Origin of the sequence: Aeromonas aquatica (genome assembly GCF_000764655.1) — a bacterium.
Classification (GTDB): domain Bacteria; phylum Pseudomonadota; class Gammaproteobacteria; order Enterobacterales; family Aeromonadaceae; genus Aeromonas; species Aeromonas aquatica.
In genome coordinates this window covers 76,212-101,389 of the sequence record NZ_JRGL01000089.1, presented here as the reverse complement: position 1 = coordinate 101,389, position 25,178 = coordinate 76,212, and the positions used below count along the sequence as shown (strand labels likewise).

The window sequence follows — 25,178 nt, the reverse complement described above, 5'->3', positions numbered from 1 at the left end:
TTGCGCAAGACGACGCTGGCGCAAGCTGAGCAGTGGGAAGAGAGACAGCAGGTGTTGAAAGGCTTGGGTATCCATGATGGTGGCCCTCAGGGTGATGACCTATTTCAAGGTTAGCCTTTCAACACGTAATTGGGACAGAGCCTTTTTTATGGCCGCCGTTTAGACTTTCCGTCATCAACTCTCTATAGTGTGGCCCCCTTGAACCTCGGCAGGCCCAGCATGAAGACCCAGCATAAATCCGGATTGCACCCGCGCAATCGCCATCAAGCCCCCTACGATTTTGACGCTCTCTGCCAGCGCACGCCCGAGCTGCGGCCTTTCGTGTTCATCAACGAGCACGGCACCCAGACACTCGACTTTGCCGATCCTGCCGCCGTCAAGACGCTCAACCGGGCCTTGCTGGCGCTGCACTATGGCATCCAGCATTGGGATCTGCCGCCGGGCTATCTGTGCCCGCCCATCCCGGGTCGGGTGGACTACTTGCACCGAGTGGCGGATCTGCTGGCCGAGAGCGCGGGGGAAGTGCCCACCGGCAAGGGAGTGCGGGTGCTGGACATCGGCGTGGGGGCGAACTGCATCTATCCCTTGCTGGGGGCCCGTGAATACGGCTGGCGCTTCGTGGGATCGGACATCGATCCCGTCTCGGTCAAGGCGGCCAACCTGTTGGCGAGCAGCAATGGGCTGGCCAGCCAGATTGCCTGCCGTCATCAGAGCGATCCCAAGCAGATCTTTCGCGGCATTGTTGGCCCCAGGGAGCGCTTTGCCCTGACACTCTGCAATCCGCCGTTTCACGCCTCTCTGGCCGAGGCGAGCAAGGGGTCTGAGCGCAAGTTGCGCAATCTCGGCAAGGCGGTCGCCGGGGCACCTGTGCTCAACTTTGGTGGCCAGAAGGCCGAGCTTTGGTGCGAGGGGGGAGAAGCGGCATTTCTGGCGGCCATGATAGGCCAGAGCAAGGAGGTCGCCAGCCAGTGCCTCTGGTTCAGCTCGCTAGTGTCGAAGAAGGAGAATCTGCCGGCCGCCAGGAAGGCACTGGCTCAGGCGGGGGCGAGTGAGGTTCGGGTGATCGACATGGCGCAGGGCAACAAGGTGAGCCGGATCCTGGCCTGGAGCTTCCTGGATGCGGCGAACCGGGCCGACTGGTGGTCAGCCCGGATCGATTGAGTGAAAATGGGGGCCTTGAGGAAAAAATACCCTGAACGGCTCCCTTTTCACGCCCATCATTTCCGGTGACGTTGTCGCCACGTTAATCGTTTTTACTGCACGTTCAAGCCTGGTTTCCCCCGCAGGTTAGTGATCACTCTCACCTCTGGTACAGTTGTACGCCGAGATTTTTTTGCACTTACTGGTGAAACTTTCATAAAATAGGACTGGTTAGACCTCTTTACAGGCATTGAATCGAATAGGGATCGGTAAATGAAAGTTGTCGATTTTCTGAAACACAAGCGCGAGATACTGGCGCAGCACCCCTTTGAGCTCAAGGATTGGCTCTCTCCGGCGATCCGCGACTACTGGCGTGAGTTTCAGCAAAAAGCACACCTTCACCCGCTGCTGGGTCGGGTGCTCGACCTGCAGGCCGAGCAGCAACTGCTGCGACGGCAGGGGGCGGCTCAGGCTCAGGCGGTCAACAGCCAGCCGGTTCTGACCGAGGAGAACCCGGTCGAGCTGAGCGGCGAGGCGGCCAGCCTGTACGCCGAGTTGCAGGCCCGGATAGGGGAAGAGACCCATGTCGGCGAGTGGCTGCAGGTCAGCCAGCCGCTGATCGATCGGTTCGCGTCCGTCACCGGGGATCACCAGTGGATCCACACCGATCCTGAGCGCGCGGCGGCCGAGTCACCCTTCAAGACCACCATTGCTCACGGCTTCCTGACCCTGGCCCTGCTGCCCCAGCTGACCGGTTCGGTGGACGAGGCGACTCCGGAGTTTCCCAGTGCTCGCATGGTGGTGAACTTCGGCCTGGAGCAGGTGCGTTTCCCGTACCCCATCAAGGTGGATAGCAATATTCGCGCCCGTACCAAGCTGTCCAGGGTCACCCCCATCAAGGGCGGGCTCGAGTTGCTCAAAGAGATCAAGATAGAGATCGAAGGGATCCGCCGCCCCGGCTGCGTCATCGAGTCTCTCACCCGCATCTATTTCTGATCCCCCTCCTCGTTTGACGCGGATAAACACAGGCCCACTTCGGTGGGCCTGTGTCGTTTCTGACGTTTGGCGGAGGAGATTAGAAGCTGGCCCCCAAGGTGATGGTGTGGCGCCACTCCTTCTCATCCAGGCTATCCCTGAGACCACCATACTCGAGCCAGGTATCGTCCCAGCTCAGCTCGCTCGACCAGGAGAGGCGCAGGTGATCGTTGAAGTAATACCTGAGCCCCAGGCTGCCGTTGATGGACTGGTTGCGGGTCAGGTAAGGGGAGGGCTGGTCGATGAACTTCTCGTAGCTTCCCTTGCTGAACAGCTCGAACCGCTGCTGCCAGACGGAGACAGGCTGGCGATAGTCCCATCCCAGGCTGAGATAGGGGTAGTTGATGATGCGGTCATCGAACAGATCCGAGCCGCTCCAGACGTCAGGGGTGAAGTAGGAGCGCTGTAGACCGATTTGGCTGATCAACTCCAGCCGCCGCCGCTTGTCGTTCCAGAAACGATAACCTGGTCCCGAGGCATAGCTCAGCTCCAGGTAGTTGCTGTCGATCAGGTCGTAGTCGGCATCGAGGGAGGAGCGCAGGAACCAGTGCTCATCGAAGAAGAAGTCCAGCTTGGGGCTGAGTTTGTACTCGTGACTGTCGGTGATGCTGTTCGATGTCTCGTAGATGTACTCCCCATCCAGGGTGTAACGCCAGTCCAGGTTGGCCAGCTCTGTGGAGGCCTTGAGGTTGACGTTGTTGGTCTTCTTGTCGCTCTCCTTCAACTTGATGTTGAGATCCCCTGTCCCGCTCCAGAGCCAGGCGTTGAGCTCATCCGGGGAGTCCAGCAACGGGATCCCCGTCCTGGTCAGCGGCTTGGGTTGCTCCTGTTTGTCCAGCCGCCAGCGCTTGATGGCATCACGTGGGATGGTCAGGGCCTGGCTGTAAGCTGGCTTGATACTGATCTGCTCGTCGGTGATCTCCTCTATGGTGCCGGTCAGGCGATCGCCGTTGTGCATCCACAGTATGTCTGCCCACACTACTGGGCTGGCGAGCAGGGCGATCAGGCTCCAGGGCCCGTATCGCAGTGCGGACATAGCCGATCCCATCAGTTAGCCGCTGACGGGCTGGGGCAGCCCGTTTTTGCTGTCGAGCACGGCCGTCACCCGAGCGCTGTCCACCTCGGGGGCCGCGATGAACTGCTCAACCTCGGCGGACAGCACCAGGGGGGCCCCCTCGGCCAGCTCTTCCTCGGTGCGGGACAGAGGGGAATGGACCTCCAGCCAGCGTCGGCCGTCCGGCTCCACCGCCATCTTGACCGGCTGATTGATCACCCGCACCTGAGTACCGACCGGTACCAGTTTGAACAGGGTCTCGATGTCGTCGGGGCGCAACCGGATGCAGCCCGCGCTGACCCGCAACCCGACGCCGAAATCCTTGTTGGTGCCGTGGATCAGATAGTCCTTGTTGCCATAACCAAGCCGCATGGCGAACTTGCCGAGGGGATTGTCCGGCCCGGGGGGAACCACGGCCGGCAGGTCTATGCCTTTTTGCTCCAGCCAGGACTTGCGCACCATGGGGCCGGGCACCCAGGTCGGATTCGGATTCTTGGCAATGACTGTGGTGGTCATCTCCGGCGTCTCGCGGCCGATGTCACCGATGCCGATGGGCAACACCATCACCTCCTGTTTGCCCTTGGGGAAGTAGTAGAGCCGCAGCTCGGGCAGGTTAATGACGATCCCCTCTCTGGGCACATCGGGCAGCAACATCTGGGTTGGCAGGGTCAGCCGGGTGCCCGGGGTGGGCAAATAAGGGTCAACCCCCGGATTGGCCTCGAGCAGCGCCAAAAAGCCAATCTGGGTATGTTTACCCACCAGCTCCAGGTGGTCGCCCTCTTGTACTATGTAATCTTCCAGCTCGCCGATGAGGCGGCTGCCGTCCGGCGGGAGGGGATAGGTGATGGACCAGACCGGCGCGGCCCAGAGGCTGGCAACCACCAGCAGCAGTGAGGCGATACGTGTATACAACATGGTTTTTCCTATCAGCATGTCTTGAGGGAAGCGCTTCCCTCCCAAAAAAAGAGCTGGGATTGTTAACCAATAGCCCGGTGATTACCAGCGCCGGAGCCAGGTATGCCCGAGCCGGATTTATGCGACTCTTGCGCTCTTTTTAGCCTGCAGGCCTCTATTTTCCTGGTCTCATTGGACAAGGCCGCAGCCCGGAGAAAGGCGGCAGGGGGGATGGAGCATCGACAAGTCCCGACACGGCCGCGTGGTCACGCCGGGATGGGGAGCGGATCTGGATGGGGAATGCCCCTTGGGCGCACTTTGCCGTTAGGTGCTGATTTATTAGGCAGTCATCTGATCTGCAACGATATTTACATTGATTTCCCGACTTGGGTTGGGTCAATATGAGGGCCCGTGGAGAGATGCCGGAGTGGCCGAACGGGATTGACTCGAAATCAATTGTGGCAGCAATGCCACCCAGGGTTCGAATCCCTGTCTCTCCGCCATTTATGTCCTTCAAGCCCGCGCCAGTCGCGGGCTTGGCATTTCTATCCTATGCCAGCCAATACCTCAGTTCAGCTATAGCCAATGCCTCTCTTCCCTTGTTCAGGGGACGCTTCTCTGTTGGGGGCGGAGGGAAGGGCAGGGAACCTGGGTAAATTCCCCCACACTGGGTCCATTTCCCATTCGCGAACGCCACTGATGTACAGATCTTGATGTCACCATACACAGCCATGGCTGTGTATGGTCGGCGTACCTCTCTACCCCGTGAATATGCCGGTCAGGTCTGCCGTTGCCGCGGCTGATTCAGGGGGAGGGGCGTTGCCGAGACGCGCACTCAGAGTTCGAGTTGCACGCCCAGCTCCACCACTCTATTGGTCGGGATCTGGAAGAAGTCGGTTGCCCGAAGAGCGTTGCGGTTCATCCAGATGAATAGCTTCTCACGCCAGCGCGCCATACCCGGTATGTCCGTGCTGATGAGGTACTCGTAGGAGAGGAAGAAGGAGGTGGTATTGAGCCTCACCTTCAATGCCTGTTTGGCGCAGGCCTGGAAGATCTCCTCCATCGATGGCGTCTCCTGATAGCCGAAATGGGCCACCACCTGCCAGAATCCTTCCCCGATCTGCAGCAGTTCCAGCCGCTCCTCCCCCGTCAGCCAGGGCTCATCCTTCACCTTGATGGTCAGGAAGATGACCCGCTCGTGTAACACCTTGTTGTGCTTGAGATTGTGCAGGAGTGCGTGGGGCACGACCTTGATGGACTTGGACAGGAACACTGCCGTTCCAGGTACCCGCAGCGGCGGACGGATCTGGATATTGTCGACGAAGCCCTGCAAGGATAACGCCTGGCTCTCGAGTTTCTCGAGCACCAGCTCGCGGCCACGCTTCCAGGTGGTCATCACCACTATGATCAGCAGGGCAAACAGTACGGGCAGCCAGCCGCCCGCGAGGAACTTGGTGGTATTGGCGCTGAAGAAGGCCAGATCCATCACCAGCAGCGGCGTGCCCACCAGGCCGATCAGCCAGAGCGGCTGTTTCCAGCGGTGGAAGGCGACCACCATCAACAGCAGCGTGGTGATCACCATGGTGCCGGTCACGGCGATGCCGTAGGCGGCCGCCAGGTTGCTCGAGCTCTTGAACCAGAAGATCACCAGCACTATGCCGCCGAGCAGCAGCCAGTTGACCAGCGGCAGATAGATCTGTCCCTTCTCGTGCTCGGAGGTGTGGCGGATCTCCTGGCGCGGAAGAAATCCGAGCAAGATGGCCTGGCGCACCACCGAATAGGTGCCGGAGATGACCGCCTGAGACGCAATCACGGTCGCCATGGTGGCCAGCACGATCAGCGGCAGTGTCATCCAGCCGGGGGCCAGCAGGTAGAAAGGGTTCTCGATGGCCTCGGGGTGGCGCAGCAGCAAAGCTCCCTGGCCGAAGTAGTTGAGCAGCAGCGCCGGCATCACCCAGCTATTCCACGCCAGCTGGATCGGACCCCGTCCGAAGTGCCCCATGTCGGCATAGAGGGCCTCGGCTCCGGTCACGCACAACACCACGGCGCCCAGCACCACGAAGGCCGTCCCCGGTCTCGCCAGCAGGAAATCCAGGGCGTAGAGCGGGTTGACGGCTGCCAGGATGGCGGGCGTCTTGGCGATTTCGAGTACGCCGAGCAGCGCCAGTATGGTGAACCAGAGCAGCATGATGGGCCCGAACCAGCGCCCGATCCCGGCGGTGCCGTAGTGCTGGACGCCAAACAGCACCACCAGTACGACCAGGGCGATGGGGAGCACGAAGGGCGCGAGAGCCGGGGCCATGATCTCCAGCCCCTCGACGGCGGAGAGTACGGAGATCGCAGGAGTGATCACCGCATCCCCGACAAACAATCCGACCCCGGCCAGCCCCAGCAGCATCACGATCGCGCGCGTGCGCGGGGAGAGGCGCCGGGCGGCGAGGGAGGCCAGGGTCAGTATGCCCCCTTCCCCCTTGTTGTCGGCCTTCAGCACCAGCAGCACATATTTGAGCGACACGACGAGCATGATGGTCCAGAAGAAGAGGGAGACGATGGCATAGATCTCTTCTTTACCCGGCTGTAGCCCCATATTCCCGGCAAAACTCTGCTTCAGGGCATAAAGCGGACTGGTGCCTATGTCACCGTAGACGACCCCCAAGGCCGCCAATGTGATGGCCATACGGCCTTGCCCCGCTTCGTTGCTCATCATGAAATCCCATTTCAATTCATTATGTTAACCATAGTATGGCTGGCTATCTCGAAAGTGAAATGGCGACTGTTGGCGGGCTGATCGGGTTGGGCCTTTTGCTGTCTGCTCGTTCCACCGGCAGCCATGGGCTCTCGTAGCCCCTTTGGAGGGGCAAGACCGTTTCTCCTCGGTGTATGGGCCGCTGCAGAGGGGGCGGCCGCGGATTCAGGCCAATTCTGCCCAAATGATCGGCTGGCGGCGGCCAGATCCCGATGGACAGCCGGTGAATTCAGGCCGAGTTCAGCGCTACCCCGGTATCGTTTTCCGGCGTTTTATGTGGTGTAACGAGTAACAGGCAGAGATGGCTGCTGGTGCCGTTGTCCAGATTGCTCCTTCATCCCGCGTCGATACGCGAAGTGACAGCGTCGGGGCCAGATCACGGATCTGCCTGACCGGGTCGCGTTCATCAAGGATGTGATCTCCTGCACATGATTCACTGGCTTTGATGCTGGCCGGTGATCTCTTTTCGTGGCCTCGGTGGCCCTCTAACCATGCTCATGACGTCCTGGAGGACATGATGACCGAATCTCATCTGCGCAAGTGCAATACCCCTTCTCTCATTCGCCAGATAGTGCTCGGTCTGGTCGCCGGCATCTTGTGCTTCCTGGTACTGAGTTATTCAGATCTTTCTGCTCGAAAGGACGAGCCCGAGGTGGGGGTGGCCGCTCCTGCGCCGGCGGACGCCAGCTTGCCTGCCGCCGGCTCGGATCAGAGCAGTGGCGCCACAGCAACCCTGATCCCGCCGGCTGAGACCGGGTTCTCCCTGCCTTCTGCTACCGAGTCGATCGAAGGGCAGGCCGATGGTATGGCCGGCACGCTGGCCCCCATGCTGGATATGCCGGTCAGCGGCGCCTTGCCGACCGCGACCGAAGAAGTAATGGCGCCTGAGCCGCCAATGCCAATGCCCGCCGTCCCCTCTGCTCCCTTGGTTGCGGCCGAGCCTGCAGCGTCCCCCGAGCCGGTGTCCAAGTCAGCCTCGGAACCTGTGTCCAAACCTGCCACCGAGCTTGTGTCCAAGCCAGCCTCGGAACCTGTGTCCAAACCGGCCCCCACGCCCGAGTCGCAAGGCAAGGCATCCGGCAAGGTCAGCCTGACGCCCGCCAGCGTCCTGAACCAGAAGAGCATCAACCACCTCAGTATTCAGCTGATGGGAGCAGGCAGACTGGATGCCATCGAGCAGTTTGTGCTCGCCAATCGGCTCGCCGACAAGGTGTGGGTCTATCGAACCAATTTCCATGGCAGCCCCTGGTATGTGGTGCTGCAAGGAGATTATGCCGACCTGAGCCAGGCGCAGGCGGCCATTCGCAAGTTGCCGCCTGCCCTGCAGAAGGCGGAGCCCTGGCCCAAATCCTTTGCCCAGGTGAATAGAGAATTGACGCCATAAGCCGGGTGATAGGGGATTGGCCTGAGTGAACATGCTTCATCCTAGAGGCGTTGGGTTGCCGGCGCCCTTGGGGGATACGTGAGAGTCGGCTGACATGGGATAGGCAGTATGCCCTTGTCTCTGATGTGCCAGGCCGCTTGCTGAATCGCACTGCCCTGGAGGCGTTGCCCCTTCGCTCTTTATGACACCGCCCCTAATGCACCATACCCGCGTCAGTCGCGGGTGTGGTGTTTTTGGCATGCCATCTGCTCAATCCCTCCTGGCAACGGGATACATACCACCCGAGATCGCACCGGATCATCAGCCCTTGCGGTTGGCGAGCTGGCGCAGCAGCTGGGTGCTCTGGTGCAGGCTCTGTTGCTGGGCCTCGTTCAGGGGGCACTGCTTGAGCACGTATTCGGCGCTGGCCACCACCGTCTTCCAGCGCGGCGCCTTGGGCAGGGTGTCCAGGCTCAGGTACTTGTCGAGGGTGCGGGTCTGGGGGCTGGATCTGTCCATGTAGACGCGCCACAGCTTGCTCTTCTCCGCCAGCACTATCTTGCCCTTGCCGGTACTCTGCTGCCAGGCATCCAGGGTGAGGTGCATGGTGTCCACCAAAGCCCGACGCAGTGGTTCGTCATCCTGCTGGCGGATGAGGTTGTCGGCCAAGGAGCGGAACTCGCCTCCCAACCGACTGAGCTCGCCCAGCAGTTGGCCATCCTCGATGATGGCCTGACGGGACAGGCTCTTGAGGGCGTTCTCCAGCGCCATCACCCGGTTGTCATCCTGGCGAGATTCGGTACTGAGGGTGAGGGCGAACGCGCTCTGACCACCGAGCGTGATGGGCAGGGCACGGGCGTTGAGCGCATCCCGCTGACCCGCCACCAGGAAGGTGAGATCTTGCTCGGGATTCGTCACCATGTCCGGCCATTGACTGGCCAGCGGCGCCGCCAGCCACTCGTCCAGCGGCAACCCCTCCATGGCTTCCGGCTCCTGTCCCAGCAGGCGTGCCAGCACCCGGGAGGCAAACAGCACAGTGCCCTGCTCGTCGATGAAGACCATGGGATCGGCCCCTTCCCCGAGCAGGGTCAGCAGCCGCTCCTGATCCTGGTGAAGTTGCCCTTGCAGGCGCAGGCGATGCTCTATCTCCTGCTTGAGCAGCCGGTTCTCCACCAGGGAGGCGCGGCCGGCGCTGGCCTCCAGCAGGGACTTGACCCGGGCGAACAGCTCCTCCTTGCAGAACGGCTTGACCAGATAGTCGTTGGCGCCGGCGTTGAAGCCTTCCTCGATGTCCTTGGGCTGGTTGAGGGCGGTGAGCAGCAGCACCGGCAGTTGATCCTTGGGGTGTTGCTCGCGCAGGCGGCGACAGACATCGAAGCCGGACAGGGTCGGCATCATCACATCCAGCAGGATGAGGGAGACCGGCTCCTGAGCGAGCTTGGCGAGGGCGTCGTGGCCATCGCTGCTCGGCAAGATGCGGTAGCCACAGGGTTGCAGCAGGTGGCGCAGTATGTGCAAGTTGATGGGCTCGTCATCCACCACCAGGATCAGGGGCGCATCGGCCGGCGGCAAGGGCAGATCGTCGCTCTCCCAATCCGGCAGGATCAGCGGCTGCTGGCGTACCAGCTGGTGCTCGATCTGGCGGCTGTCCAGGGTCAGCCCACCCGCCTTGCCACTGGCGAGCGGCAGGGTGAAGGCGAAGGTGGAGCCGACGCTGGGTTCGCTCTCCACATAGAGCTCTCCCCCCATCAGGTGCACCAGCTGACGGGTGATGGAGAGGCCGAGGCCGGCCCCCTGCTTGCTCACCTCGGGGCTCATCTGCACCAGCGGCTCGAAGATGTGCTCAAGGTGCTCTTTGGGAATGCCGATGCCGGTGTCGGTCACCCGGATGCGCAGGAATTGCCCCTCCACCTGGGCACTCAGCACCACCTTGCCCTGGGGGGTGTACTTGATGGCGTTGCCCACCAGGTAATCGAGCAGATCGTCAACCAGCCGCGCCAGGCCGTCGGCACTCTTGATGATGAGGCCGAGCTGCTTCTGTTGGCCCTCGGTCAGGTCCTGCTGGCTGGCGAGCATGGACTCCGCCATCCCCTTGATGCCGTGGATCGGGGTGCGCAGCTCGTGGGAGGTGTTGGCGAGCAGTTCATCCTTGAGTTTGTCCGCCTGCTGCAGACTGAGGTTTTGCTTGTGGGTCAGCTTGACCTGCTGTTGCAGCTCCTGGGTCTGGCACTCGATGAGCTCAATCTTGTCCTTCACCGAGCGCTGCATGTGGCGAAACGCCTGGGCCAGCCGGTCGATGTCGTCGTCGGTACGGGGGATCTCGATCGGGTGATCCAGGGCGCCATCGGCCACCTGCTCTGCGGCGGCGGTGAGGGAGCGCAGCGGCGCCGTGATGGAGTGGGAGAGCCAGCGGGAGAACAGGGTCAGCAGCAGCAAGGAGCCGGCCCCCAGCAGGATCACTAGCGTCTCCAGCTGGCGGATGGGAGCATAGGCCTCGCTGGTGGAGATCTCGGCGATGAAGGCCCACTCGGTATCGAATACCTTGACCTGGGTATAGGCGGCCAGCACCTCGTCGTCGTGATAGGAGAGGAAGGGACCAACCCCTTGCTCGCCAGACAAGGCCTTGATGACGAGCGGGGTCTGCAGCGGCCGGAAGTTGGGGCTGAAGCTGTTCTCCACGCTAAATTCCGGCGCCAGCCAGGCGTCGGCCCGCATCCGCTTGTCCGGGCCGACGAGGATGGTCTCGCCGGTCTCGCCGAGCCCCTCCCGCTCCGCCATGATCTGGTTGAGTTTGTCCGGCAGCAGCTCGAAGATCACCACGCCGCGCACATCGTCATATTGCATGACGGGGGCGGCCAGGTAGGCGACCACCTGACCGGTCAGCTCGTTGCGGCCAAAGTCGGTGAACTCGAAGATCTGTCGCGGTTTCTGGCCCCCGTCGAGGCGGCGTTTGACCTTGGCGAAGGTGTTGCCAAGCCCGCTGGCCTGATAGGGGCCGGAGAGCAGGTTGGTGGCGAAGTTGGGGTGCTTGGTGACCGAATAGACCACATCACCATTGAGATCCACCAGGAAGATGTCGCTGTAGTTGCTCTTGCGCACCATGTCGGCATAGCCGCGGTGGAAGCGCTGGTGGACCCGGCCGTACATCTCGTCCGCCAGGATCAGGGCGCTGATGGAGGGTTCGATGACCAGCTTGCTGTCGGGTTGCTGCAACTTGTCCCAGGAGCCCGGCACGTAGCGGGCCTGGGCACGGGCACGAGCGCCCTGGGGCGTGGTGCCCAGCTTCTCGAAGGCGCCGGTGAAGCCATAGAAGCGGCCTATGCTGTCGCCGGCGAAGTCTTGCTGGGAGAAGTTGGTGATCTGCTCTTTGAGGTTGCCGAAGTAATCCTCCAGCTGGCTCTTCTTGATGTTACGTACCGACACCAGATGATTGGAGGTCTGGGTGGTGAGGTCCTTGCCGTGGCTGTAGAGGAAAAACAGGGTGACGACCAGGAAGGGCACCAGGCCTAACATGAAAAACGCCAGCATCAGCTGTGGTCTGAGCCCACGTGGCCTGAAGATCCATTTCATCGTATGATTTTCAATTGAGAATCCAGTTACTAAACGCGACAAGTCTCTGATTAAAGACTAATCATTTCAATGACTTTATCTTGAATTCGCCTACGGAGTCACAGCGGGCCGAGGGAATTTCGGCCAAGGCGTTTAAAGCCTGAGCAAACGACCGGGAAAAGTGCTGAAAGTCAGAAAAAAGGGTTGTGCCCGTGCTCGGGGTACGTATAATGCGCCTCGTTGTCGGGTAACTGACATCAGGCAATAAGGCGGGAATAGCTCAGTTGGTAGAGCACGACCTTGCCAAGGTCGGGGTCGCGAGTTCGAGTCTCGTTTCCCGCTCCAATATCTCATGACACCAAGCATGAGCATCACTCTCAAGGTTCAATACCTTGTCAGCATGGCGCGTTAGCAAAGCGGTTATGCAGCGGATTGCAAATCCGTTTAGTCCGGTTCGACTCCGGAACGTGCCTCCATCTTCTTGTACTTCCCAGCATTTCTATTCCATATCTTGTTCTCTGCGTACTCAGTGCTCACTGTTGCTCCGTCAACTGCTCGCAGCCCTGCAGGCGCCACTCCTTGTGCAGATAGCGATCCATGTCGGCCAGTGCCTGGCCTCGAAACTGATACTGCATCTCCGCCGACTGCTCGGCCAGGGCCGACATCTTCTGTTTCAGCTGGCCACATTGCCACAGGCTGACGGTGGGGGTGCCCCTGTAGGCGAGCTCGATGCTGTCATTTCGATTGAGTTGCCACTCCTGCCACTGCGACCAGGCAAGCAGACCCAGCACGCTCAGGACTGCGACTTCTGCCAGTTTCATTCTCTCATCTCCTTGCCGATGTCAGCCTTCCAATTAACTCTGGCCCAGCCGCCGCGTTTTTTCATGATTGTTGTTTTTTGGTTAATTAATGTAACCCGTTTTCATTTCATGGTCTGCTGGCGGGGATTTTTACCAAAAAGCGGCTTTAATGGTGTAGTAATCCTACAGTTTGTGGCGTAATATTCGCCAAGTGGTCTTACCAGTGAGGTGCTAAATCATGTTCCATCCCTTCTCTCTGACTCAGATAATCCTGCGCCGCATCTTCGTGTTGCTGGTGGGTTTACTCGCCTTCCCGGTGATGCTGTTTCGCCGAGATCGCGCCCGTTTCTACAGCTACCTGCACCGTATCTGGAACAAGACCAGCACCAAACCGGTGTGGCTCAAGATGAGCGAAAGGGGCGAGCGGATCTTCTACTGATCCCGCCGCACAATAAAAAAAGAGAGCCGAGGCTCTCTTTTTTTATTTCTGCAACACCATGAAATACAAGTCATCAGGCTTTGATTATCGGTCCCTGGCCAACCGTCCCCATGGTGTCCACCCGAGTGCTGTCGAGTGGCTGGTCGATGTTCTTCCTCATTCCCCTTTCAAGGCATTCGTCACACAAAAAATGGCGGGAGTGGCCCGCCATTGTGTTGATTTATCACTCTGAACTTAGCCAAAGCGGTAGGAGCCCATGTAGAGGCTGCCGTAATCCCAGCTGTCGTGCAGCTTCTGGGGTTTGTCGGCCCCAGCCGCCCCCAGTGCCACGAACAGCGGGCGCAGGTGATCGTCGTGGGGGTGGGACTCCACCGCCCCCGGCGCGCGGGCCCGGTAATCTTCCAGTGCTGGGCGATCGCCGGCGGCCATGGTCTGCTCCAGCCAGTGGGCAAAGTCCCTCGCCCAGTTCGGGACAGGGGAGCCGTCCGCTCCGAGTGCCCGCAGGTTGTGAGTGATGGCGCCGGAGGCGAGGATGCCGATCCCCTGTTCACGCAGGGCCTGCAGTGCTTCTCCCAGCTGCCACAGCTGGCTCGGGTCGAAGTTGGCCGGGATGGAGATCTGTACCAGCGGGATCTCGCTGGCCGGATCCATCAGGGAGAGCGGCGACCAGACGCCGTGGTCCAGCTCACGCTTGACCGGGGTGGCATTCAAACCGGCAAGCAGCAGCTGATCGCTCACTGCCTCTTGCAACCAGGCCGGGCTGTTGGCGGGCCAGCGGATGCTGTAGAGCGGGTCGGGGAAGCCGTAGAAGTCATACATCAGCGCCGGCGTTGGCTCGACGTTGAGCTGCAGATCGGTGCGGCTGAACCAGTGGGCCGAGATCACCACCAGCCCCTTGATATCCCCAAGGCGCAATTTCGTTAGAAATTGTGTAGCAGGCTGATCGCGCAAGACCAGATCCGGGGCGCCGTGGGAGATGAACCAGACGGGAGCGATAGCCATGATGAGACTCCTGGTTGGCGGCATCGGCACAGCTGACCGGCACCGCGTTAAACGGGATCAGGGCGAAGGGCCACTGAGATTGAGGTCATTATCCTCCCCGGTTTTGTGGTTAACAATCCAGCGCCATGTATAAGCACTGTTCACCATGGGTTGATAGTCTGGTCGGTTCGAAGCGCCGGCGGATGGACGCGAGCCCGCCAGGATGGCTCGGTCAGAGAGCGCGGTGAAATGGGGGGATGGGCAGAAACGACAAGGCCAGCGTGTGAGCGCTGGCCTTGGCTTTTGATGGCGGTTGAGCCTTGGGGCTTACTGGATGCCCAGCAGCTCCACGTCGAATATCAATACCGATCCCGGCGGGATCTTGCCGGCGGCACGATCGCCGTAAGCCAGGTTGGCGGGGATGTAGAAACGGGTCTTCTCCCCTTCCACCATCAGCTGCACCCCTTCGGTCCAGCCAGGGATCACCTGATTCAGACCAAACTCGATGGGCTCGCCGCGGGCGACCGAGCTGTCGAAGACGGTGCCATCCAGCAGCTTGCCCTCGTAGTGCACCTTCACCTTGCTGGTGGCGGTAGGGTGAACAGTGCCGGTGCCCGGGGTCAGCACCTCGTATTGCAGGCCGGAGGCCGTGGTGGTCACCAGCGGCTTCTCCTTGTTGCTGGCGAGGAACTCGGCACCCTGGCGCACGTTATCTGCGGCCAGCTTTTTGTTGTTGCTGCTCGAGTAGAAGTAGTAGGCGACGCCGGCAACCAGCAACGCGATCAGTATGAATTTCATCGGTTTTCCTTACATGCGGTGAGAGTGGCATCTTATCCCAGCCGGGGAGAGAGGGCGAGCCACAGGGGCAGGGGATGTGACTGGGCAGACAAAGGACGAGGGGCACGTGATGGGTGCCCCTCGTCTTCGCGGGAATTACTTGGCCGCCACCATCATCAGCGCAGGCAGGGCGAAGAAGAGCCCGCCCACGTAGCCGAGCGCCAGCAGCTTGTTCTCGCTGCCGACCCGGGCCAGGGTCTCGGCGGCCTTGATGGGCAACTCGCGCAGGAAGGGCACGCCATAGATGAGCGCCACCGCGAACAGGTTGAACAGCACGTGCACCAGGGCGATGGTCAGCCCCAGCTTGGCACCGGCGCCGCTGATGGCGGTGGCCGCCAGCAGGGCCGTGATGGTGGTGCCAATGTTGGCGCCCAGGGTGAAGGGGTAGAGCTGGCGAGTACTGAACAGACCGCTCCCCGCCAGCGGGATCATCAGGCTGGTGGTGGTGGAGGAGGACTGCACCATGACGGTGACCAGGGTGCCGGAGGCGATGCCGGTCAGGGGGCCACGGCCCAGTGCCTTGTGCAGCAGCTCCTTGGCGCGGCCGACCAGCACCCGTTGCAGCACCTTGCCGAGCCAGGTGACGCAGCCGAGGATCAGCAGGATACCGATGACGATGGTGGCGATGGCGCCGCCCTTGCCCGGCAGGAAGGCGACCAGCTTGTCGATGAGGTTCAACGCCGGCTCGATGAGGGGCTTCATGAAGTCCACCCCCTTCATCGACATGTCGGCGGAGCCCATCAGCATATTGGCCAGCCCCTCTGCGCTCTTCTGCAGCAGGCCGAACATCAGCTCCAGCGGCAGGAAGATGAACACCGCCAGCAGGTTGAAGAAGTCGTGTACGGTGGCGGCGGCAAAGGCGCGGCGGAACTCGTCCCTGTCCCGGATGTGGCCCAGTGAGACGATGGTGTTGGTGATGGTGGTGCCGAGGTTGGCGCCCATCACCATGGGGATGGCCATGCCCATGGGCAGGCCGCCTGCCACCAGGCCGACGATGACCGAGGTGACCGTGCTGGAGGATTGCACCAGGGCGGTGGCCAGGATGCCGAGCAAGAGGGCGACGAAGGGGTTATTGGCGAAGGCGAAGATCTGGGCCGCGCCCTCGGCGCCGCCGGAGAAGCCCTTGAAGCCGTGGGAGACGGCGCCGACGGCGACCAGGATCAGGTAGATCAGGGTGATGACAGCGAGCCAGTTGAACAGTGGGCCGGAACTTTGGGTCTGCTGTTGTGGGGAAGAGGGGGTGCTGTGCATGTTGCCTCTGGGCAGTCTGTGAAAATGGACGGGCGCATTACAGCAAGGCTCCATGACAGAAATATGACAAAGTGACATTTTTATGATGGTTTGATGACAGCCGTCAGGGGACATTCAGGATAGGACAGAGGTGAAGGGATAAGGCTCCCCGGGGCGGATGTCTGAATGAAAGAAGGGGAGCCATGGGCTCCCCTCTTTGCATCACGCGGATGACTTACTGGCCGTCGGCCGCTTCCTCGTACTGACGGAAGGGGATGCGGAACACCGCCAGACGCAGGAACAGATAGGTGACCCCGATCCCCGCCCAGATGAGGCCAAGCTCCAGGGAGCTGCGCTCCAGGTTGATCCACAGTGCCCCTATGGTGGCGGCGCCGAGCAGCGGCAGCACCAGGAACAGCAGGTGATCCTTCAGGGTCTTGTTGCGCTTCTCCCGCACCCAGAACTGGCCGATGACCGACAGGTTGACGAAGGTGAAGGCCACCAGGGCGCCGAAGTTCACCAGCGCCAGCGCCATGTCCAGATCGAACGACACCGCCGAGAGGGCCAGGGCCCCCACCAGCAGCACGTTGATGGCCGGGGTGCGCCAGGTGGGGTGAATGTAGCCAAACACCCGCTCCGGGATCATGCGATCGCGCCCCATCACATAGAGGATGCGCGATACCCCGGCGTGGGCCGCCATGCCGGAGGCCAGCACCGCGACCGTGGTGCACACCAGCACCACGCTCTGGAACAGGGTGCCACCCACGTAGAGGGCGATCTCCGGCAGCACGGCGTCCGGCTCCTTGAAGCGGGCCAGATCCGGGAAGAACAGCTGCAGGCTGTAGGAGACGGTGACGAAGATGATGCCGCCGATGAGCGCCGTCAGCACGATGGCGCGCGGGATCACCTTGCCGGCGTTCGGGGTCTCCTCGGACAGGGAGCTCAGGCCGTCGAAGCCGAGGAAGGAGAAGCACAATATGGTGGCGCCGGTGAACAGCGGCAGCATGCTGGCGGATTCCACATGGAAGGGACGGCTGCTGAGCAGGGTGCCGGTGCCCTCACCGTGGGTCAGGCCCCAGCCGATGAGGCCGAGGAAGGTGAGGATGATGGCGATCTGAATAAAGACGATGACGCCGTTGAAGTTCGCCACCAGGTTGATGCCGCGCAGGTTCAGGAAGGTCATCACGGTCACCAGACCGAAGATGAAGATCCAGGGCTCGACACCGGGGAACATGGCGGTCAGGTAGATCTTGGCCAAGAGGATGTTGATCATCGGCATGAACATGTAGTCGAGCAGGGAGGACCAGCCGACCATGAAGCCGATGTAGGGGTTGAACACCTTCTGGGCATAGGTATAGGCAGAGCCCGCCGAGGGGAAGCGGCGCACCAGATGGCCGTAGCTGAAGGCGGTCAGCAGGATGCCGCCGAGCGCCAGCAGGTAGGCGGTGGCCACGCGGCCTTCGGTGATATCGCCGACGATGGCGAAGGTATCAAACACCGCCATGGGAGTGAGGTAAGCCAGACCCATCACCACCACCTGGAACAGGGTGAGCGTCTTGAGCAGCTTGGCACCGGCCATCACGCGTTCTCCTCTGCACAGGCCCGGGGGGCGAAGGTGAACGGGATCAGGGATGCGGCGGGGCATCGCTGGACACAGGGGGCGCCAAACGGGTGGCGCACGCCGGTGGGGACCGGCAGACAAGCAGTGAAATGCCCCATGTATTTCCTCACAACGTCGGGAGATTGTTGAGCAATCTCGGTATCAATTCCGGCACAAGACCGGCCTCTTGGTGGATGGTGGTTTGCCCCTGAAATGCAAAGAACCGATGTTGTAAAACATCGGCTCTCAAGGGGCGCGACATTGTGCCCTCAGGGGGGGGGGGTGACAAGCAAAAAAAGGGTGCTATTGGGCATTTTGTTGACGGGCGTCAACCCCGGGATGGGTGTCCGCAGGCGCGAGAGCCGTCGGGGTGGCAGCGGACCGCGTGATGGGAGGGCTCCTGCTCAGCGTCGCCCAAAAAAGAGCCCGCACGGGGCGGGCTCGGGAAGGGCGTCAGGCTCAGGAGAGATCGGTCTCGGGCCGACGCAGCGGGACCCGGAACAGGGTCAGGCGCAGCAACAGGTAGAGGGCGCCGAGGGCGGCCCAGATCAGCCCCAGCTCGAAGGAGGCGGGCTCGAGGTTGAGCCAGAGCACCCCGATGCAGGCGGCGCCGCACAGGGGCAGCAACAGAAACACCAGGTGATCCCGCAGCGTCTTGTTGTGGCCGAGCTTGAGGTAGAAGTGGGCGATCACCGCCAGATTGACGAAGGTGAAGGCCACCAGGGCACCGAAGTTGATCAGCGCCAGCGCCATCTCCAGGTCGAATGACACGGCGGAGAGGGCCAGTACCCCCACCAGCAGCACGTTCAGGGCCGGGGTCTGCCACTTGGGGTGGACATAGGCGAAGAAGCGGCTCGGCAGGGCGCGATCCCGCCCCATCACGTAGAGCAGGCGGGACACCCCGGCGTGGGAGGCGAGCCCGGAGGCGAGCACCGCCACCGTGGTGCACACCAGCACCACCGCCTGGAACAGCTTGCCGCCGACATAGAGCGCTATCTCCGGCAGCACCGCATCCGGTTGCTGGAAGCGGGAGATATCCGGGAAGAACAGCTGCAGGAAGTAGGAGACGGAGATGAAGAGCACGCCGCCGATCAGCGCTGTGAGCACGATGGCGCGGGGGATCACCCGCTCGGCGTTCGGAGTCTCCTCACACAGGGTGGTGATGGCATCGAAGCCGAGGAACGACAGGCAGAGGATGGAGGCGCCGGTCAGCAGGGGCGTCACGTTCATGTGCTCGGAGAAGAAGGGACGGCTGCTGGTGATGGTGCCGAGCCCCTCACCCTGGTAGACCCCGGCGACGATGAGACCGATGAAGACGGCGATGATGCTGAACTGCATGATGACGATCAGGCTGTTGAAGTTGGCCACCAGCTTGATGCCGCGCAGGTTCAGGAAGGTCATGATGGCGGCCAGCACCAGGATGTAGGTCCAGGGCTCCACGCCCGGCAGCAACACCTCCAGGTAGATCTTGGCCAGCAGCATGTTGATCATCGGCATGAACATGTAGTCGAGCAGGGAGACCCAACCCACCATGAAGCCCACATAGGGGTGAAACACCTTCTGGGCATAGGTATAGGCGGAGCCTGCCGAGGGGAACTTGCGCACCAGGTGGCCGTAGCTCATGGCGGTGAACAGCATGCCGATGAGGGCGAACAGGTAGGCGGTCGGCACGTGGCCTTCGGTGATCTCGGTGACGATGCCGAAGGTGTCGAACACGGCCATGGGGGTCAGGTACGCCAGCCCCATGATGACCACGTGCCAGAGTTTCAGGCTTTTTTTCAGGCCGACGGGTTGGGCATTCATCATGCTTTCCCCTCTGTGTTGACCGGGGGGATCAGGTTGACGATGGCGTCAGCCTGGGCACTGGGGGCGCCAATGTGTTGCACAGACGGCTGGCGCAGACCGGCGCGGGCCGGCAGGAAAGCGGTGAAATACCCCATGGTGTTCCTCACTAAGAAGCGGGTGTCGTGAGATGGCAGCCCATCTCGCTATCATTTCCGGTCTGTTCCGGCCTCGTTATGGATTTGGTTGCCGCAAAAAAAGACCGGGCTGCGATGAGCGGGCGGTCCTTGAAAGCGGAGGCGCATTGTGCATTCGTGATGCCCCCCTGACAAGCATATCAAGGGGGTAAAAACGCATTTTTTAGCACAAATGCGAGGCGCTGGTGAGCAGCCTAGGGTCTGGCGGCTGCCAGCGCCTGTTCGAGCAGGGTTAATCCCTCGTCGACGATGGCCGGCGAGGCGGTCAGCGGCGCCAGGAAGCGGATCACGTTGGCTCGCACGCCGCAGGCCAGCAGCACCAGGCCGCGTTTGCCGGCCTCGGCCACCAGGCGCTTGGTGAGGTCGGGGTCGGGGCGGCTGGCGTCACCCTCCTTGACCAGCTCCATGGCCACCATGGCGCCGGGGCCACGGATGTCGCCGATGCAGTCGACGTCCTGTGCCAACCGGTGCAGGTGCGCCTTGATCTGCTCCCCCTGAGCCAGGGCCCGTTGGTTGAGCTTCTCCTCCTCGATCACCTCCAGCACCGCCAGGGCGGCGGCGCAGGCGATGGGGGAGCCGGCATAGGTGCCGCCCAGACCACCGGGCTTGGCGGCGTTCATGATCTCAGCTTTGCCCACCACGGCCGAGAGCGGGAAGCCCCCCGCCAAGCTTTTCGCCAGGGTCATGATGTCCGGCTCGACGCCGCTGTATTCGGTGGCGAAGGTCTTGCCGGTGCGACAGAATCCGGTCTGGATCTCGTCGCAGATGAGCAGGATGCCGTGTTGATCGCAGATCTTGCGCAGGCTCTGCAGGAAGCTTGGGCTGGCCACATAGAAGCCCCCTTCGCCCTGCACCGGCTCTATGATGATGGCCGCCACCCGGGCCGGCTCTATGTCAGCGCTGAAGCAGAGATCCAGCGCCGCCAGGGCATCGGCCTCGCTCACTCCCAGATAATCGGCGGGGAAGGGCAGGTGATAGACCTCCCCCGGGAAGGGCCCGAAGCCGGTCTTGTAGGGCACCACCTTGCCGGTGAGCGCCATCCCCATCATGGTGCGGCCGTGGAAGCCGCCCTTGAAGGCGATGGTGCCGCTGCGACCGGTGTGGGCGCGAGCGATCTTGATGGCGTTCTCCACCGCCTCGGCACCGGTGGAGAGGAACAGGGTACGCTTGGGGGTCGGTCCCGGCACCAGGGCGTTCAGCTTTTCGGCCAGCTCGATGTAGCCGGGGTAGGGGGTGACCTGGAAGCAGGTGTGGCTGAACTTCTCGAGCTGTGTGCGCACCGCGGCGAGCACTTTCGGGTGGTTGTGGCCGGTGTTGAGCACGGCGATACCGGAGGCAAAGTCGATGTAGCGATTGCCCTCCACGTCCCACAGCTCGGCGTTCTGTGCGCGCTCAATAAACACCGGCAGCAGGGTGCCCACACCCTGTACCACGGCCGCTTCACGGCGGGCCTGCCAGCTCTGGTTATTCTCTGAATGACTCATCTTTCCTCCCTGAGGGGCACGGGCCCCTGATATTCCTGTGCAATCTGCTCATCGATTGAACCGCGCACTGCCATCTGGCAGGGCGGCATGTCTGGTGCGGGGCGCGGGTGACGTACCGCAGGGCGCCGCCGACGCTCTCGTGAGGCCGAGGCGGCGCCCATGTCTATCTATAAAAACGATGGACTGGTGTCAGAGACATCTTTTTCAGCGATGCCTCTGCGGGGCATGGGCATCATCGGATGCCGCCAAAGCAGAGGTATTTGGTCTCGAGGTACTCCTCCAGCCCCTCTGCCGCCCCTTCCCGACCCAGCCCCGACTCCTTGATGCCACCAAAGGGCGCCAATTCGGTCGAGATGATCCCCTCGTTGATGCCCACCATGCCGTATTCCAGCTGTTCGGCCACCCGCCATACCCGGGCGATGTCGCGACCATAGAAGTAGGCGGCCAGGCCATAAGGGGTGTCGTTGGCAATGGCGATAGCCTCGGCCTCGGTCTCGAAGCGCACCAGGGGTGCCACGGGGCCGAAGATCTCCTCCTGCAGTATGGGGTTGTCTCTGGCCACCTCCGTCAGGATGGTGGGATGGTAGAAGAGCGGGCCGGCGGGATGGGGTTCGCCCCCCACCAGCACCCGGGCACCGGCGGCTTCGGCCTGCTTGACCAGGGTTGCCACCTTGTCGGCGGCGGCCGGGTTGATGAGGGGGCCAATCTGGGTGCCCTCGCTCATGCCATCCCCCACCTTGAAGGCGCGCACGGCGGCGGCAAGCTTGTCTGCGAAGGCGTCATGGACGCTGGCCTGCACCAGGATGCGGTTGGCGCAGACGCAGGTCTGGCCCGCGTTGCGGTACTTGGAGGCCAGCGCACCCGCGACGGCGGCGTCGAGATCTGCATCGTCAAACACGATGAAGGGGGCGTTGCCACCCAGCTCCAGGGAGAGCCGCTTCATGGTGTCGGCGCACTGGCGCATCAGCAGCTTGCCGATGCGGGTGGATCCGGTGAAGGAGAGTTTTCGCACTGTCTTGTTGTTGCACAGCTCGTTGCCCACGACCGAGGCCTGATGAGAGGTGACTATGTTGATGACCCCGGCGGGGATGCCCGCCTGCTCGGCCAGGGCTGCCAGTGCCAGCGCGCACAGGGGCGTCTCGGCGGCGGGCTTGATGATGATGGTGCAACCGGCCGCCAATGCCGGCCCCGCCTTGCGGGTGATCATGGCGATGGGGAAGTTCCAGGGGGTGATGGCGGCCACCACGCCCACCGGCTGCTTGATGGTCGCGAGGCGCCTATCCCCGGAGAAGCCCGGGATGGTGCGGCCATAGGCGCGCTTGCCCTCTTCCGCGAACCACTGGATGAAGCTGGCCCCGTAGGCCACCTCGCCCTTGGCCTCGGCGAGCGGCTTGCCCTGCTCCCGGGTCATGATGCGGGCGAGCTCGTCCTGATGGGCCATGATGAGCTCGAACCAGGCATGGAGCCTGTTGCTGCGCTCCTTGGCGGTGAGGGCGGCCCAGGCCGGTTGCGCCGCGTGCGCCGCCGCGATGGCGCGTCGGGTGTCCGTCTCATTCATATCGGGGACCCGGGTGATGACCTGGCCATCGGCCGGATTATGCACCTCGAACTGGCGCCCGTCCTCGGCCTCGCACCAGCGACCATCTATATAGGCGAGAGACTTGAGTAAGGCATGAGCCTGAACCGGTTGTGATGTTGACGATGCTGACATGGGAAGCCTCGATTGTGGGTCTGGGTGGCCAACTCATCCGAAGGTGCCACCGTATAGAATAATAAGCACACAATGACGATAAATTGAGCCGAAATGTTTTTCAAGTGTTAAATATATTTGAGTGAAGGGTGTGCTACATGCTAGAAATGGGGCTGTCAGGACGATTCTATCGGTTTTTAGCGGGGGCGGTGTGCAAAATAATGAACAGCCTGGTTGTGCAGGATAACGAACACGGCGGTGGAATTGGTCCGCTATTTTAACCAGATGGCTCACAGGACTTAGGCAGGCACCTACACAGGCACACAGGGAGGTGGGCGATGCAGCAACCACAAGGAGAGGCCCAGTGGCAGGCCATGACGGATAACCCCTTGACGGGCAAAGGGATGGATAAAAGCATGGGGGAGCGGCTCGCCGCCACCCGCCGCCGCCTCGGGCTCTCCCAGCGTCGGGTCGCCGAGCTGAGCGGGCTGACCCACGGCGCCATCTGCATGATAGAGCAGAACAAGGTGAGCCCGTCGGTGGCCTCGCTGCAGAAGTTGCTCAGCGTCTACGAGCTGCCGCTGTCGCGCTTCTTCGCCGAGGAGGAGAGGACGCCGAGCGTGGTGATCAAGGCCGAACAGCTGATCGAGCTGGGCAGTCAGGGGGTCTCCATGAAGCTGGTGCACAACGGTAACAACCGGCGCCAGCTTGGCTTCATGCTGGAGACTTATGCCCCCGGTACCGACACCGGGGGCCAGGTCAAGCACCTGGGGGAGGAGGTCGGTACCGTGCTGGAAGGCTCGGTGCTGCTGACCCTGGCCGGCCAGACCTACCAGCTTTGTGCCGGGGACAGCTATGTGATCGACACGGGCGAGCCCCACAGCTTCAGCAATCCGTCGGGGCAGGTCTGTCGCATCGTCAGCGCCCATACCCCGGCCAGTTTCTGATGTTGAAAGAAGATAGTTTGGGAACAGAACCGGTAAGGAAACAAGGATCATGACCGAACATGTAAACAGTTACTACGCAGCCAGCGCCAACAAACACGCGCCCTATCCGACCCTGACCGAGCAGCTGGAGTGCGATGTCTGCGTCATTGGGGCGGGTTACACCGGGCTCTCCAGCGCCCTGCACCTGGTGGAGAAAGGCTACAAGGTGGTGGTGCTGGAAGCCGCCCGGGTCGGCTTCGGTGCCAGCGGTCGCAACGGCGGCCAGATAGTGAACTCCTACAGCCGCGATATCGACACCATCGAAGCGAACTGCCCGCCGGATCAGGCCAGGCTGCTCGGCTCCATGTTGTTTGAGGGAGGCCAGATCATCCGCGATCGGATCAAGCGCTACAACATCCAGTGCGACTTGCAGCAGGGCGGGGTCTTCGCGGCCGAGACCGAGAAGCAACTGCACGAGCTCAAGGCGCAGTATGAGCGCTGGCAGAGGTGGGGCAACGATCAGTTGGAGCTGCTCGATGGGGAGGGGGTGCGTGAGGTGGTGGCGAGCGATCGCTACGTCGGTGCCCTGCTCGACAAGAGCGGTGGCCACATCCATCCCCTCAACCTGGCGCTGGGGGAGGCCGAAGCCATCCGCATGCAGGGAGGCAGGATCTTCGAGCAATCCGCCGTCATCGGTATCACCCCGGGGCAGCCCGCCCTGATCAAGACCGCCAAGGGGGCGGTGAAGGCGCGCTTCGTGGTGGTGGCCGGCAACGCCTATCTCGGCAACCTGGTGCCTGAGCTCGCGGGCAAGAGCATGCCCTGCGGCACTCAGGTGATCGCCACCGAGGTGCTGGGGGAGGAGCGGGCCCGCGCCCTGCTGCCGCAGAACTACTGCCTGGAAGACAGCAACTACCTGCTCGATTATTACCGCACCACCGGGGATCACCGCCTGCTCTACGGCGGTGGCGTGGTCTACGGGGCGCGGGATCCGGCGGATATCGAGCGGCTGATCATCCCCAAGATGCTGAAGACCTTCCCTCAGCTCGCCGGGGTCAAGGTGGAGTACACCTGGACCGGCAACTTCCTGCTGACCCTGTCGCGTCTGCCGCAATTTGGTCGCATCGGCCCCAACATCTACTACATGCAGGGTTACAGCGGCCACGGGGTCACTTGCACTCATCTGGCGGGCAAGTTGCTGTCGGAGGTACTGAGTGGTCAGGCCGAACGGTTCGATGCCTTCGCCAAGCTGCCTCACTACCCCTTCCCGGGTGGCCGTCTGTTGCGCATCCCCTTCACTGCCGCCGGCGCTGCCTGGTACACCTTGCGGGATCGCCTGGGGGTATAGCGACCCATGAAGGTGGCGAGCTACAGGTGATTCGACGGCCATCGACCATGAGGCTTGGGCCACCGCCGTTGGCTCTGGTGCTG

At 62.0% G+C, this 25,178-nt stretch carries 19 protein-coding genes and 3 tRNA genes; 9 read left to right on the top strand and 13 right to left on the bottom strand.

Annotated elements, in window-relative coordinates; genetic code table 11:
* The first annotated feature begins 219 nt into the window (after positions 1–219).
* Positions 220–1,161: a 23S rRNA (adenine(1618)-N(6))-methyltransferase RlmF gene (gene rlmF, locus LG30_RS0109605; RefSeq protein ID WP_033130481.1), complete on the top strand. Its 942-nt coding sequence runs from the start codon at positions 220–222 to the stop codon at positions 1,159–1,161.
* Positions 1,162–1,413: 252 nt separating this feature from the next.
* Entirely contained in the window at positions 1,414–2,136 is a 723-nt protein-coding gene (locus tag LG30_RS0109600) for a MaoC family dehydratase (protein WP_033130480.1), read from the top strand.
* 79 nt (positions 2,137–2,215) lie between these two features.
* On the opposite strand, the gene LG30_RS0109595 is transcribed toward LG30_RS0109600, so the two are convergent.
* Positions 2,216–3,202 carry a DUF481 domain-containing protein gene (locus LG30_RS0109595; protein ID WP_033130491.1) on the bottom strand — a complete coding sequence of 329 codons (987 nt, stop codon included), beginning with the start codon at positions 3,200–3,202 and terminating at the stop codon, positions 2,216–2,218.
* Between the two features lie 24 nt (positions 3,203–3,226).
* Entirely contained in the window at positions 3,227–4,144 is a 918-nt protein-coding gene (locus LG30_RS0109590) for a L,D-transpeptidase family protein (protein WP_033130479.1), read from the bottom strand.
* A 392-nt stretch (positions 4,145–4,536) separates the two neighbouring features.
* Between LG30_RS0109590 and LG30_RS0109585 the strand changes: the two genes are divergently transcribed.
* Positions 4,537–4,626: transfer RNA gene (locus tag LG30_RS0109585), tRNA-Ser, on the top strand.
* A gap of 332 nt (positions 4,627–4,958) precedes the next feature.
* Here LG30_RS0109585 and LG30_RS0109580 read toward each other — a convergent pair.
* Positions 4,959–6,827, bottom strand: a complete 1,869-nt coding sequence (locus LG30_RS0109580; RefSeq protein ID WP_033130490.1) for a potassium transporter Kup — start codon at positions 6,825–6,827, stop codon at positions 4,959–4,961.
* Positions 6,828–7,386: 559 nt separating this feature from the next.
* Between LG30_RS0109580 and LG30_RS0109575 the strand changes: the two genes are divergently transcribed.
* On the top strand, positions 7,387–8,253 hold the full coding sequence (locus tag LG30_RS0109575) for an SPOR domain-containing protein (RefSeq protein ID WP_033130478.1): 867 nt from the start codon (positions 7,387–7,389) through the stop codon (positions 8,251–8,253).
* A 300-nt stretch (positions 8,254–8,553) separates the two neighbouring features.
* Here the strand turns inward: LG30_RS0109575 and LG30_RS0109570 are convergent, their stop codons facing one another.
* A complete protein-coding gene (locus LG30_RS0109570; protein ID WP_033130477.1) occupies positions 8,554–11,802 on the bottom strand; it encodes a response regulator in 3,249 nt (1,082 codons plus the stop codon).
* A gap of 248 nt (positions 11,803–12,050) precedes the next feature.
* Between LG30_RS0109570 and LG30_RS0109565 the strand changes: the two genes are divergently transcribed.
* Positions 12,051–12,126: transfer RNA gene (locus tag LG30_RS0109565), tRNA-Gly, on the top strand.
* Positions 12,127–12,183: 57 nt separating this feature from the next.
* Positions 12,184–12,257, top strand: a tRNA-Cys gene (locus LG30_RS0109560).
* Positions 12,258–12,314: 57 nt separating this feature from the next.
* Here LG30_RS0109560 and LG30_RS0109555 read toward each other — a convergent pair.
* Positions 12,315–12,602, bottom strand: coding sequence for a hypothetical protein (locus tag LG30_RS0109555; protein ID WP_033130476.1), 288 nt, complete (start codon positions 12,600–12,602; stop codon positions 12,315–12,317).
* A gap of 217 nt (positions 12,603–12,819) precedes the next feature.
* Here LG30_RS0109555 and LG30_RS0109550 point away from each other — a divergent pair, with 217 nt between their 5' ends.
* Positions 12,820–13,020, top strand: coding sequence for a YbfA family protein (locus LG30_RS0109550; protein WP_033130475.1), 201 nt, complete (start codon positions 12,820–12,822; stop codon positions 13,018–13,020).
* A 234-nt stretch (positions 13,021–13,254) separates the two neighbouring features.
* Here LG30_RS0109550 and LG30_RS0109545 read toward each other — a convergent pair whose 3' ends face one another.
* From LG30_RS0109545 to LG30_RS0109510, 8 genes are all read right to left on the bottom strand, one after another.
* Positions 13,255–14,022 carry a DODA-type extradiol aromatic ring-opening family dioxygenase gene (locus LG30_RS0109545; protein ID WP_033130474.1) on the bottom strand — a complete coding sequence of 256 codons (768 nt, stop codon included), beginning with the start codon at positions 14,020–14,022 and terminating at the stop codon, positions 13,255–13,257.
* 306 nt (positions 14,023–14,328) lie between these two features.
* Complete coding sequence (locus LG30_RS0109540) at positions 14,329–14,799, bottom strand: BamJ family beta-barrel-assembly machinery protein (RefSeq protein WP_033130473.1); 471 nt, start codon at positions 14,797–14,799, stop codon at positions 14,329–14,331.
* A 135-nt stretch (positions 14,800–14,934) separates the two neighbouring features.
* The gene (locus LG30_RS0109535; RefSeq protein ID WP_033130472.1) at positions 14,935–16,089 is read right to left on the bottom strand and encodes a sodium:phosphate symporter; all 1,155 of its coding nucleotides are present in this window, start codon (positions 16,087–16,089) and stop codon (positions 14,935–14,937) included.
* A gap of 214 nt (positions 16,090–16,303) precedes the next feature.
* Positions 16,304–17,647, bottom strand: coding sequence for an APC family permease (locus LG30_RS0109530; protein WP_033130471.1), 1,344 nt, complete (start codon positions 17,645–17,647; stop codon positions 16,304–16,306).
* A 480-nt stretch (positions 17,648–18,127) separates the two neighbouring features.
* Positions 18,128–19,471, bottom strand: coding sequence for an APC family permease (locus LG30_RS0109525; RefSeq protein WP_033130470.1), 1,344 nt, complete (start codon positions 19,469–19,471; stop codon positions 18,128–18,130).
* A complete protein-coding gene (locus LG30_RS22515; RefSeq protein ID WP_193354261.1) occupies positions 19,471–19,608 on the bottom strand; it encodes a hypothetical protein in 138 nt (45 codons plus the stop codon). Before LG30_RS22515 ends, LG30_RS0109525 begins: the two co-directional genes overlap by 1 nt.
* 233 nt (positions 19,609–19,841) lie before the next feature.
* Complete coding sequence (gene gabT / locus LG30_RS0109515; protein ID WP_033130469.1) at positions 19,842–21,131, bottom strand: 4-aminobutyrate--2-oxoglutarate transaminase; 1,290 nt, start codon at positions 21,129–21,131, stop codon at positions 19,842–19,844.
* Between the two features lie 232 nt (positions 21,132–21,363).
* Positions 21,364–22,842 carry an NAD-dependent succinate-semialdehyde dehydrogenase gene (locus LG30_RS0109510; protein WP_033130468.1) on the bottom strand — a complete coding sequence of 493 codons (1,479 nt, stop codon included), beginning with the start codon at positions 22,840–22,842 and terminating at the stop codon, positions 21,364–21,366.
* A 317-nt stretch (positions 22,843–23,159) separates the two neighbouring features.
* On the opposite strand from LG30_RS0109510, the gene puuR reads away from it, so the two are divergent.
* Both puuR and LG30_RS0109500 read left to right on the top strand, forming a co-directional pair.
* Complete coding sequence (puuR, locus tag LG30_RS0109505; protein ID WP_033130467.1) at positions 23,160–23,768, top strand: HTH-type transcriptional regulator PuuR; 609 nt, start codon at positions 23,160–23,162, stop codon at positions 23,766–23,768.
* A gap of 49 nt (positions 23,769–23,817) precedes the next feature.
* Positions 23,818–25,095 carry an NAD(P)/FAD-dependent oxidoreductase gene (locus LG30_RS0109500; protein ID WP_033130466.1) on the top strand — a complete coding sequence of 426 codons (1,278 nt, stop codon included), beginning with the start codon at positions 23,818–23,820 and terminating at the stop codon, positions 25,093–25,095.
* Positions 25,096–25,178: the final 83 nt, after the last annotated feature.

Excerpts from the sequence above, each read along its gene's own strand:
- rlmF (WP_033130481.1), top strand. The coding sequence starts at position 220 with ATGAAGACCCAGCATAAATCCGGATTGCACCCGCGCAATCGCCATCAA.
- LG30_RS0109600 (WP_033130480.1), top strand. The coding sequence starts at position 1,414 with ATGAAAGTTGTCGATTTTCTGAAACACAAGCGCGAGATACTGGCGCAG.
- LG30_RS0109590 (WP_033130479.1), bottom strand. The coding sequence starts at position 4,144 with ATGTTGTATACACGTATCGCCTCACTGCTGCTGGTGGTTGCCAGCCTC.
- LG30_RS0109580 (WP_033130490.1), bottom strand. The coding sequence starts at position 6,827 with ATGAGCAACGAAGCGGGGCAAGGCCGTATGGCCATCACATTGGCGGCC.
- LG30_RS0109575 (WP_033130478.1), top strand. The coding sequence starts at position 7,387 with ATGACCGAATCTCATCTGCGCAAGTGCAATACCCCTTCTCTCATTCGC.
- LG30_RS0109570 (WP_033130477.1), bottom strand. The coding sequence starts at position 11,802 with ATGAAATGGATCTTCAGGCCACGTGGGCTCAGACCACAGCTGATGCTG.
- LG30_RS0109555 (WP_033130476.1), bottom strand. The coding sequence starts at position 12,602 with ATGAAACTGGCAGAAGTCGCAGTCCTGAGCGTGCTGGGTCTGCTTGCC.
- LG30_RS0109550 (WP_033130475.1), top strand. The coding sequence starts at position 12,820 with ATGTTCCATCCCTTCTCTCTGACTCAGATAATCCTGCGCCGCATCTTC.
- LG30_RS0109545 (WP_033130474.1), bottom strand. The coding sequence starts at position 14,022 with ATGGCTATCGCTCCCGTCTGGTTCATCTCCCACGGCGCCCCGGATCTG.
- LG30_RS0109540 (WP_033130473.1), bottom strand. The coding sequence starts at position 14,799 with ATGAAATTCATACTGATCGCGTTGCTGGTTGCCGGCGTCGCCTACTAC.
- LG30_RS0109535 (WP_033130472.1), bottom strand. The coding sequence starts at position 16,089 with ATGCACAGCACCCCCTCTTCCCCACAACAGCAGACCCAAAGTTCCGGC.
- LG30_RS0109530 (WP_033130471.1), bottom strand. The coding sequence starts at position 17,647 with ATGGCCGGTGCCAAGCTGCTCAAGACGCTCACCCTGTTCCAGGTGGTG.
- LG30_RS0109525 (WP_033130470.1), bottom strand. The coding sequence starts at position 19,471 with ATGAATGCCCAACCCGTCGGCCTGAAAAAAAGCCTGAAACTCTGGCAC.
- LG30_RS22515 (WP_193354261.1), bottom strand. The coding sequence starts at position 19,608 with ATGGGGTATTTCACCGCTTTCCTGCCGGCCCGCGCCGGTCTGCGCCAG.
- gabT (WP_033130469.1), bottom strand. The coding sequence starts at position 21,131 with ATGAGTCATTCAGAGAATAACCAGAGCTGGCAGGCCCGCCGTGAAGCG.
- LG30_RS0109510 (WP_033130468.1), bottom strand. The coding sequence starts at position 22,842 with ATGTCAGCATCGTCAACATCACAACCGGTTCAGGCTCATGCCTTACTC.
- puuR (WP_033130467.1), top strand. The coding sequence starts at position 23,160 with ATGCAGCAACCACAAGGAGAGGCCCAGTGGCAGGCCATGACGGATAAC.
- LG30_RS0109500 (WP_033130466.1), top strand. The coding sequence starts at position 23,818 with ATGACCGAACATGTAAACAGTTACTACGCAGCCAGCGCCAACAAACAC.